The sequence below is a fragment of the Variovorax sp. 20P10.2.4 genome (genome assembly GCF_058244205.1).
This window is the reverse complement of record NZ_JBZAYE010000279.1, coordinates 1-9,111: the sequence shown is the minus strand read 5'-3', so window position 1 is coordinate 9,111 and position 9,111 is coordinate 1. Positions and strand designations below refer to the sequence as shown.

The following is a 9,111-nucleotide window of genomic DNA, read 5'->3' as shown; positions in this document are numbered from 1 at the left end:
CCAGCGCGCGGCCGCCGCCGCCGCGCCGCATCTTCCAGTCGGAGGGGTTCACGCCCGAAGTGCGAAGCCGCACCCGCACTTCGCCCGGGCCGGGCTCGGGCCGCGGCTGCTCGCCGACGCGGATCACCTCGACCGCTTCGCCCTGCCGCGTGTAGAAGGCGGCGCGCATCGTGCTCATGCCTCGCTGCCCGCGACGACGCCGCGCCGCTTGAGCTCGGCGATCTGCGCGGGCGTGAGGCCGATCTCGGCGAGCACCGCGTCGGTGTCCTGCCCGAGGCGCGGTGCGTTGCGCCGCTGCGCACCGGGCGTGCGCGAGAGCTTGGGCACGATGCCCGGCACCTGCAGCGCATCGCCATCGCCGGTGTCGATGGTCTGCAGCATGCCGCGCGCGAGGTAGTGCGGATCGGCCGCGATGTCCGCCACCGAGTAGATGCGGCCGGCCGGCACCGAGGCCTCGTCGAGCCGCGCGAGCACCTCGGCCACGTCGCGTTGCACGGTCCAGGCGCCGATGGCGGCATCGAGTTCCGCCACGCGCGCCACGCGGCCGGCGTTGTCGGCCAGCGCCGGATCGGCCGCGAGATCGGGTCGCTCGATCGTGGCCATGAGCCGGCGGAAGATGCTGTCGCCGTTGCCCGCGATCAGCGCATAGCCGCCGTCGCCGCAGCGGTAGGCGTTGCTCGGCGCGATGCCGGGCAGGGCACTGCCGGCCGCGCCGCGCACCGCGCCGAAGGCGCTGTACTCGGGCAGCAGGCTTTCCATGCAGTTGAACACCGCCTCGTAGAGCGCCACGTCGATCACCTGGCCGCGGCCCGAGCGCTGGCGCTCCTGCAGCGCCATCAGGATGCCGATCACGCCATGCAGCGCGGCCAGCGTGTCGCCCAGCGAGATGCCCACGCGCACCGGCACCCGGCCCGGTTCGGCCGTGAGATGGCGCAGCCCGCCCATGGCCTCGGCCACCACGCCGAAGCCGGGGCGGTCGCGGTAGGGGCCGGTCTGGCCGTAGCCGCTCACGCGCAGCACGATCAGCCGCGGATTGGTCTCGAGCAGCGCCTCGGGACCGAGCCCCCAGCCCTCGAGCGCGCCGGGGCGGAAGTTCTCGATCAGCACGTCCGATTCGGCGGCGAGCCGGCGCACGATGGCCTGCGCCTCGCTGTCCTTGAGGTCGAGCGCGATCGAGCGCTTGTTGCGCGACTGCACCTGCCACCAGACCGAGGTGCCGTCCTTCAGCAGCCGCCACTTGCGCAGCGGATCGCCGGCGCCAGGGGGCTCGATCTTGATGACCTCGGCACCGAAGTCGCCGAGCGTCTTGGCGGCGAAGGGGCCCGCGATCAGCTGGCCCATCTCGAGCACCTTGAGGCCCGCGAGCGGACCGCGCGCTTCGCTCGCTGCCGTCATGCCGGCACGATGCGCATCGGCAGCCGGTCGAGCGTGCGCATCTGGTTGATCGGCCGGTAGCTGGCCGGCGCCGTGAGTTCCATGCGCGCCACGCGGCGGCTCAGCGCGCCGATCAGCGCTTCCGATTCCTGGCGCGCGAGCATCTGGCCGATGCAGGCATGGATGCCGTTGCCCAGCGCCACGTGGCTGCCCGCGAGCGCGGGGCGGTCGACGTCGAAGCGCTCGGGCTCGGGGAACTGGCGCGGGTCGCGGTTGGCCGCGCCCATGAACACGCCGATCTTGGTGTCGGGGGCCAGGCGCACGCCCGAGAGCTCGGTCTCGCCGCGCGTGGTGCGGTAGGTGACCTGGAACGGCGTCTCGTGGCGGATGCCTTCCTCGAACGCGGCCTTGACCTTGGCCGGCTCGCCGCGCACGCGCTCCCACTGCGCCGGGTTCTTCGCGAGCTGGTGCAGCGTGAAGCCGATGCCGGCGATGGTCGAGTCGGTGCCGCCGCCCACGAAGCTGCGCACCACGTTCGAGGCGATGCCCTCGTCGAGCTCGCCCGCGTCCTCGGCGCGGAACAGCAGCTCGGCGATCGAGTCGGGAATCACGCCCTGGCGCGACACGCTCTGTTCGAACCATGCGAGATAGGGTTGCGCGGCTTGCATCGCGCGTTCGTAGAGCGCGTTGCGCGGGCCGCTCTGGTTGAAGCGCATCTCGCCGATGGCCAGGGTCTCGGTGCGCGGCAGGCGCACGCCCACCGCGGCCGGAAAGGCCTCGAGCACGAAGCGCTCGGCGCAGTCCTCCACGCCATCGAACTCGCGCTGGTCGAGCAGTCGTTCGACCAGCGACTCGGCCTTGCGCTCGAAGCCTTCCTTCCAGCGCCGGATCACGAGCGGCGACAGCAGCCGCGTGACCACCGAGCGGATCTTCGTGTGGTCGGGCGGGTCGGCCTCGAGCAGCCGGCTCGGGATGCGGAACTCGCCGGGCTTGCGGATGTCCTGGATGCCGATGCCGCCCGCGTTGGTGAAGCGCGTGTGGTCGGCCAGCACCGTCTTGGCCTCGGCGTGGCGGCCCACGGCATAGATGCCGTGCGGCGCGATGTAGGCCACGGGACCGGCTTCGCGCAGAGCCTCGTGGAACGGATAGGGATCGAGCAGCACCTCGATCGCGTACGGGTCGATGTCCAGCACGGGCGCGTCGCGCAGCGCGACGGGTTCGGCGGTGGTGGTCATGCAGGGGCTCCTGGCGTGGGGGAATGCATCGAGTCTCGATGGCCGTCCGCCGCGCGTCAGTCCCCTTGACGGGGACGGCGCGAGCCCATCGCGGGCCCGTCGAGCGCTTGCGTCCCCGGCAAGGGGACAGACGCCAAGCGCGCCGCTTGATGTACTCGCGCCGGCTCGAAGAACGACCATCCCCGGAACCAGGAGACACACACATGCGCGCTTCCCTGCTAGCCCTCGTGGCCTGCACCGCCTTCGCGACCGCGGCGACGGCACAGGCCCAGAAGACCTACGGCCCCGGTGCCAGCGACACCGAGATCAAGCTCGGCCAGACCGTGGCCTACAGCGGTCCCGGCTCGGCCTATTCGATGGTGGGCCGCATGTCGGTGGCCTACTTCAAGATGCTCAACGAGACCAGGGGCGGGGTCAACGGACGCAAGATCAACCTGCTGTCGGTCGACGATGCCTACAGCCCGCCCAAGACCGTGGAGGGCACGCGCAAGCTGGTCGAGTCCGACCAGGTGCTGGCGCTGGTCAATTCCATGGGCACGGCCTCGCAGACCTCGGTGCAGAAGTACCTCAACGGCAAGAAGGTGCCGCAGGTGTTCTTCTATGCCTCGAGCCCGAACCTGCACGACTCCGCCACGACGCCGTGGACCGTGCCCTTCTCCTTCGCCTACGACATCGAGGGCTCGATCTACGGCAAGTACCTGGTCGAGGCCAAGCCCAACGCGAAGATCGGCGTGCTCTACCAGAACGACGACGTGGGCAAGTCGTACATGCGCGGTTTCCGCAAGGCGCTGGGCGCGAAGCAGTCGAACATCGTGAAGGAGGTGAGCCAGGAGATGAGCGACCCGACCGTCGACTCGCAGATCCTGCAGCTGCAGGCCTCGGGCGCCGAGGTGCTGGTGGCCTTCACCTCGAACAAGGCGCAGGCGCAGGCGATCCGCAAGGCGGCGGCGATCGGCTGGAAGCCGTTCTACATCGTGCCCTACGTGTCGAGCTCGATCAGCGGCGTGCTGACCCCGGCCGGCCTCGACAACTCGGTGGGGCTGGTGTCGAGCTACTGGTTCAAGACGCCGTCGGATCCGACCTGGAACAACGACAAGGCGATGCAGGAGTACCTGGCCTTCTTCAAGAAGTACCTGCCCAACGACGATCCGGGCGACACCACCTCGGTCTACACCTACATGGGCGCGCAGCTCACGGCGCTGGTGCTCGAGCGCTGCGGCGACAACCTCACGCGCGAGAACTTCCTCAAGCAGGTGCAGGGGCTGAAGGACATCGAGCTCGGCATGCTGCTGCCCGGCATGAAGATCAACTTCCGCGCCGACGACTACTACCCGATCCGGCAGGCGCGGCTCGCGCAGTTCGATGGCAAGTCGTGGAAGCCGATGACGGAACTGATCACCATCGAGCGCTGAACGCGCGCGGCCTCAGGGCCGCGGCTGGCGCTCGATGCTGAGTTCGCGCCGGCAGCTCATGTCGGCCATGCGGATCGCCTGTGGCGCGCTGTCCATCGAGCGGCCCGTGGGCTCGAGCGCGCCCCACTGGTTGCGCGCGAGCTCGACGCCATAGCGCATCTCCCAGCGCTTGCCGACGATCTGCTCCATGCAGTGCTCGGCGTCCGCATAGCGCTCGGCCATCTCCATCGCATCGGCGGGCTCCGCTCGAACGGCGAAAGTGGCGAGCAGCGAACACAGGAGGAGGGCGGAGCGTGCGGGGAGGCGAAGGCGCATGGGGAGACGAAAGAGGGGATTGAAGGAAAGTCGCGGATTTTAACGACCGGCCCGCGCACGATGCCGGCCGTTGCGGATGCCCGACCCGCGGGCTCAGAAGGTGTGAAGGAACCGTCGCGAGCGCCCCGAGGTCGCGTCGAGGACCGGAGCCGTACTGACGTACGGCGAGGACCGCAGATGCGAGATCGGGGCGCGCAGCAGGTTCATTCACACCTTATCAGTCGCGCAGGCTGCTCGCGAGACGCACCACCTCGGCCAAGGTCGCGAGCTGGTCGGCATGCGCGGTCGCGAGGCGCGCGAGCTTCTTGCGGCCCGCGGGCAGCAGGTGCACTTCCACCTGCCGGCGATCGACGGTGCTGGGCTTGCGCACGACCAGGCCCGCTTCCTCGCAGCGCGACACCAGCGCCACCACGCCATGCGGCTGCGCCTGCAGCCGTTCGGCCAGCTCGCCGATCGAGGCCCAGTCGCGGTCCGGAAAACCCTGGGTGTGAAGCAGCAGCTGGTACTGCAGCGCCGTGATGCCTTGCTCGCGCGCGGCGTCCTCGCTGAAGCGCAGGAAGCTGCGCAGCGTGTGGCGGAAATTGGAGAGGGCCTCGAAGCGCTGCTTCTGGGCCGGGCCGGAGGAGGTCGACATGGGCGGGTTCGGCGAAGGAGAAAGGAATGTATCAGCCGTCGCGCGGGCCCAGAGGGTAATCACTCATGCTGTGACATAAAACATGTCATAGCATGATGCAACTGATCTGAAGCTGACCAAGAGGCAGCGTCCGATCCTTCCGCGCGAACGCCCCGGCGTTGGCTGTCGACAAACCCCCGCTTCGTCCCCTCCCGTCCTTCGGCGCGGGCGGTCGCGGCGTTCCCTCCTCCTCACCCATGAAGATCAAGAGCCAGAAGGACTTTCTGTCTGGAGTCATGTTCATCTGCGTCGGCGCGGCCTTCGCGATCGGCGCCACCCACTACACCATCGGCAGCGGGGCGCGCATGGGCCCAGGGTACTTCCCGCTCGTGCTGGGCATCCTGCTGGCGATCGGCGGCGCCGTCGTGCTGGCGGGCTCGCTGCGCTTCGGCGCGGCCGGCGGCGAACCCGTCGGGCGCATCGCCTGGAAGCCCCTGCTGCTGATCATCGGCGCGAACCTGGTGTTCGGCGTGCTGCTCGGCGGCCTGCCGACCTGGGGCGTGCCGGCCATGGGCCTGATCGCGGCGATCTACGCGCTGGTCGCCGTCGCGAGCGTCGCGGGGCCGCGCTTCTCGATGCGCACCGCGCTGATCCTCGGCACCATCCTCGCGATCGGCAGCTACCTCACCTTCATCGTCGGCCTGAGCCTGCAATTCCAGGTCTGGCCCACCTTCATCAGCTGAGGACGAGCGCCATGGACCTGATCAACAACCTCTCCATCGGCTTCGCGGCGGCCTTCACGCTGCAGAACCTCGTCTACGCCTTCATCGGCTGCCTGCTCGGCACGTTGATCGGCGTGCTGCCCGGCATCGGGCCGGTCGCGACCATCGCGATGCTGCTGCCCGCGACCTACGCGTTGCCGCCCGTGGCCGCGCTCATCATGCTGGCGGGCATCTACTACGGGTCGCAGTACGGTGGCTCGACCACCGCGATCCTTGTGAACCTGCCAGGGGAGTCATCCTCGGTGGTGACCGTGATCGACGGCCACCAGATGGCGAGGCAGGGCCGGGGCGGGCCCGCGCTCGCCGCGGCGGGCCTGGGTTCGTTCTTCGCGGGCTGCGTCGGTACGCTGATCCTGGCCGCCTTCGCGCCGCCGCTGACCGAGTTGGCCTTCAAGTTCGGCCCGGCCGAGTACTTCTCGCTGATGGTGCTGGGCCTGATCGGCGCCGTCGTGCTGGCCTCGGGTTCGCTGATCAAGGCCATCTGCATGATCATGCTGGGCTTGCTGCTGGGCCTGGTGGGCACCGACGTGAACTCGGGCGTGGCGCGCTTCAGCTTCGACATTCCAGAGCTCACCGACGGCATCAGCTTCATCGCCATCGCGATGGGCATCTTCGGCTATGGCGAGATCATCGCGAACCTCTCGCAGCCCGAGGAGGAGCGCCAGGTCTTCACGGCGAAGCTGCACGGCCTCATGCCCACGAAGGAGGACTTCCGCAACATGATCCCCGCCGTGCTGCGCGGCACGGCGCTCGGCTGCTCGCTGGGCATCCTGCCCGGCGGCGGCTCGCTGCTGTCGGCCTTCGCCTCCTACACGCTCGAGAAGAAGCTCAGCCTCAAGCCGGGCGAGATTCCGTTCGGCAAGGGCAACATCCGCGGCGTGGCCGGTCCCGAGTCGGCCAACAACGCCGGTGCCCAGACCTCGTTCATCCCGTTGCTGACGCTCGGCATCCCGGGCAATCCGGTGATGGCGCTGATGGTCGGTGCGATGACCATCCACAACATCCAGCCGGGCCCGCAGGTGATGACCAGCAACCCCGAGCTGTTCTGGGGCCTGATCGCCTCGATGTGGATCGGCAACCTGATGCTGATCGTGCTGAACCTGCCGATGATCGGCATCTGGATCAAGTTGCTGTCGATCCCCTACCGCTGGCTGTTCCCGGCCATCGTGCTGTTCTGCGCCATCGGCGTGTACTCGACCAACAACAACACCTTCGACGTCTGGATGGTGGGCTTCTTCGGCATCGTCGGCTATGCCTTCCTGAAGCTGGGCTGCGAGCCTGCGCCGCTGCTGCTGGGCCTGATCCTCGGGCCGATGATGGAGGAGAACTTGCGCCGCGCGCTGCTGCTGTCGCGCGGCGACTGGAGCGTGTTCGCGACACGGCCGATCTCGGCCGGGCTGCTGATCGGCGCGGTGCTGCTGCTGGTGATCGTGCTGTCGCCCGCGGTGCGCTCGAAGCGGGAAGAGGCGTTCGTCGAGGAGGGGTGAGCGCGATCATCGTCCGGCTATGCCGGCGCTTCGTCCCATGGGTTCAGCAGCGGAACCCCGGATGCCTCGAAGTGCTTGATGTTGCGCGTCACCACCGTGGCACCGTGCACCAGTGCCGTCGCGGCGATCAGGGGATCGCGGTAGTTGCGGCCATCGGCCCACGCGAGGGTGGCGGCGCGTCGGGCCACCACGTGGTCGACGGGCAGGATCCGGCCGGCAAAGGCGGGCAGCACCAGGGTCTCGAGCCAGCGGTTGAACACGCTGGCCTGCAGCTCGTCGCCGCGCTGCGCGGCCTGGCTGATGCCGCGCTGGATCTCCAGCACGCTGACGGCGGACAGGTACATGTCCCCGGTGGCGTGCGCGGCCATCCAGGTCTGCACGTTCGGATGACAACTGCTCTTGCGGACCTCGGAAACGACGTTGGTGTCCAGCAGCCACATCATGCGTCGACGTCCTTGGCGCCGATGCGGATCGGCTCGACGTCCAGGTCGAAGGCGTCGGCTTCGGGCATGCGCAGCAGCTCGACCAGGTTCTTGTCGGTCTTCGTGAGGCGGCGGTATTCGGCGATCGGAATGAGCGCCTGGGTCGGCTCGCCGCGGTCGGTGATGATGACCGTGCCGCCCTCGCTCACCACGCGCCGGGCGGCGCTGACGTTATGCACGAACTCGCGGCTGGAGACCGTCTTGATCTGTGCGTGTCCCATGGTGCGTCCTTTCGATGAGGCGGAACCCGCCATGCAATGTGCATTGCGCCGTTGTCGCCTTCGAGGAGGATGTTAGCTACGTTGCTAACTTGCGTCAAGCCAAGCGCTCGCGCCCGCGTAATCCAAGGATCGAGTCCACGCGTCAATAAGCATTAACGCCTAAGGCAGGCACGTCAAAAGCACCTACGATCCGCTTGAAATGTACTTTGACAACAAAGTACAAAACAAACGAATCATGAACTTCGACGAAGCACATCAAGCAACGACGGCCGATGCCTTGGTCGCCGCCTACGCCCGGCGCGAGCTCACGCCCACGCAGGTCGCCGAGCGCTGTCTGGCGCGTGCGCAGACCGCGCGCGGCGTGTTCACGCAGCTCACCGTGTCGCGGGCCCTCGCGCAGGCCGAACGGGCCACCGCGCGCTGGCGGGCCGGCACGCCGCTCGGCCCGATGGACGGCGTGCCGCTGACCTGGAAGGACCTGTTCGACATCCGCGGCACACCGACCACGGCCGGCTCGGCCTTGCTTGCACGGGCCGAACCGGCGAAGGCCGATGCCACGCTGGTGGCGCATGCCGAGGCGGCCGGCATGGTCTGCATCGGCAAGACCAACCTGAGCGAGTTCGCCTATTCGGGGCTGGGCCTGAATCCGTTCTTCGGCACGCCGGTGAACCCGGCCCTCGGCACGCGTGCCAGGGCACCGGGCGGATCGTCCTCGGGGGCCGCGCTGGCCGTCGCGCTCGACATCGCGCCGATCGGCATCGGCACCGACACCGCCGGCTCGGTGCGCGTTCCGGCATCGTTCAACGGGCTGGTCGGCTACCGGGCCAGCAGGCGGCGCCATGCGATGACGGGCGTGTTCGCGCTCGCCCCGTCGCTCGACACCGTCGGGCCGCTGGCGCACTCGGTGGCCGATTGCATCGCCATGGATGCGGTGCTCCAGGGCGGCCGCGGCGACGAAGCACGCGAACTGCTCGCCGGCGGCTTCGACGCAGCCCGCCGCACCCTGGCGCAGCAGACCTTCGTTGTCGACCCCACCATCCTCGACAGCGAGCGCGTCACGACGGCGGTGCGCGAGAACCTGCGGGCGCGGATGCGCTGGCTGCGCGCCGCGGGCGCGACGGTCGTGGAGCGCGAGGTGAAGAGCCTGCACCTCGTGCAGGCGCTGATCGACAGCCACGGCTGGCTCGGCG

10 protein-coding genes are annotated in these 9,111 nt (G+C 68.9%); 4 read left to right on the top strand and 6 right to left on the bottom strand.

The genetic code is table 11. From position 1 onward, the window contains the following. Positions 1-174 precede the first annotated feature (174 nt). Both AC27VN_RS23315 and AC27VN_RS23310 read right to left on the bottom strand, forming a co-directional pair. A complete protein-coding gene (locus AC27VN_RS23315; RefSeq protein WP_490878048.1) occupies positions 175-1,395 on the bottom strand; it encodes a CaiB/BaiF CoA transferase family protein in 1,221 nt (406 codons plus the stop codon). Then, positions 1,392-2,609 (bottom strand): cytochrome P450, encoded by a 1,218-nt coding sequence (locus AC27VN_RS23310; RefSeq protein ID WP_490878047.1) that lies wholly within the window; start codon positions 2,607-2,609, stop codon positions 1,392-1,394. Before AC27VN_RS23310 ends, AC27VN_RS23315 begins: the two co-directional genes overlap by 4 nt. 203 nt (positions 2,610-2,812) lie before the next feature. Between AC27VN_RS23310 and AC27VN_RS23305 the strand changes: the two genes are divergently transcribed. Further along, positions 2,813-4,021, top strand: coding sequence for an ABC transporter substrate-binding protein (locus AC27VN_RS23305; protein ID WP_208510703.1), 1,209 nt, complete (start codon positions 2,813-2,815; stop codon positions 4,019-4,021). Positions 4,022-4,033: 12 nt separating this feature from the next. Here AC27VN_RS23305 and AC27VN_RS23300 read toward each other — a convergent pair whose 3' ends face one another. After that, complete coding sequence (locus tag AC27VN_RS23300) at positions 4,034-4,336, bottom strand: hypothetical protein (RefSeq protein WP_431514473.1); 303 nt, start codon at positions 4,334-4,336, stop codon at positions 4,034-4,036. Positions 4,337-4,553: 217 nt separating this feature from the next. Continuing rightward, positions 4,554-4,970: a MarR family winged helix-turn-helix transcriptional regulator gene (locus AC27VN_RS23295; protein ID WP_093346839.1), complete on the bottom strand. Its 417-nt coding sequence runs from the start codon at positions 4,968-4,970 to the stop codon at positions 4,554-4,556. Between the two features lie 236 nt (positions 4,971-5,206). On the opposite strand from AC27VN_RS23295, the gene AC27VN_RS23290 reads away from it, so the two are divergent. Beyond that, on the top strand, positions 5,207-5,692 hold the full coding sequence (locus tag AC27VN_RS23290) for a tripartite tricarboxylate transporter TctB family protein (RefSeq protein WP_490878046.1): 486 nt from the start codon (positions 5,207-5,209) through the stop codon (positions 5,690-5,692). Between the two features lie 11 nt (positions 5,693-5,703). After that, the gene (locus AC27VN_RS23285) at positions 5,704-7,218 is read left to right on the top strand and encodes a tripartite tricarboxylate transporter permease (RefSeq protein ID WP_490878045.1); all 1,515 of its coding nucleotides are present in this window, start codon (positions 5,704-5,706) and stop codon (positions 7,216-7,218) included. A gap of 17 nt (positions 7,219-7,235) precedes the next feature. On the opposite strand, the gene AC27VN_RS23280 is transcribed toward AC27VN_RS23285, so the two are convergent. After that, positions 7,236-7,661 carry a type II toxin-antitoxin system VapC family toxin gene (locus AC27VN_RS23280; protein ID WP_490878044.1) on the bottom strand — a complete coding sequence of 142 codons (426 nt, stop codon included), beginning with the start codon at positions 7,659-7,661 and terminating at the stop codon, positions 7,236-7,238. After that, on the bottom strand, positions 7,658-7,921 hold the full coding sequence (locus AC27VN_RS23275) for a type II toxin-antitoxin system Phd/YefM family antitoxin (RefSeq protein ID WP_490878043.1): 264 nt from the start codon (positions 7,919-7,921) through the stop codon (positions 7,658-7,660). The genes AC27VN_RS23280 and AC27VN_RS23275 overlap by 4 nt, the downstream gene beginning before the upstream one ends. 235 nt (positions 7,922-8,156) lie before the next feature. Here AC27VN_RS23275 and AC27VN_RS23270 point away from each other — a divergent pair. After that, on the top strand, positions 8,157-9,111 hold a 955-nt coding region (locus AC27VN_RS23270; protein ID WP_490878042.1), incomplete at its 3' end, for an amidase family protein.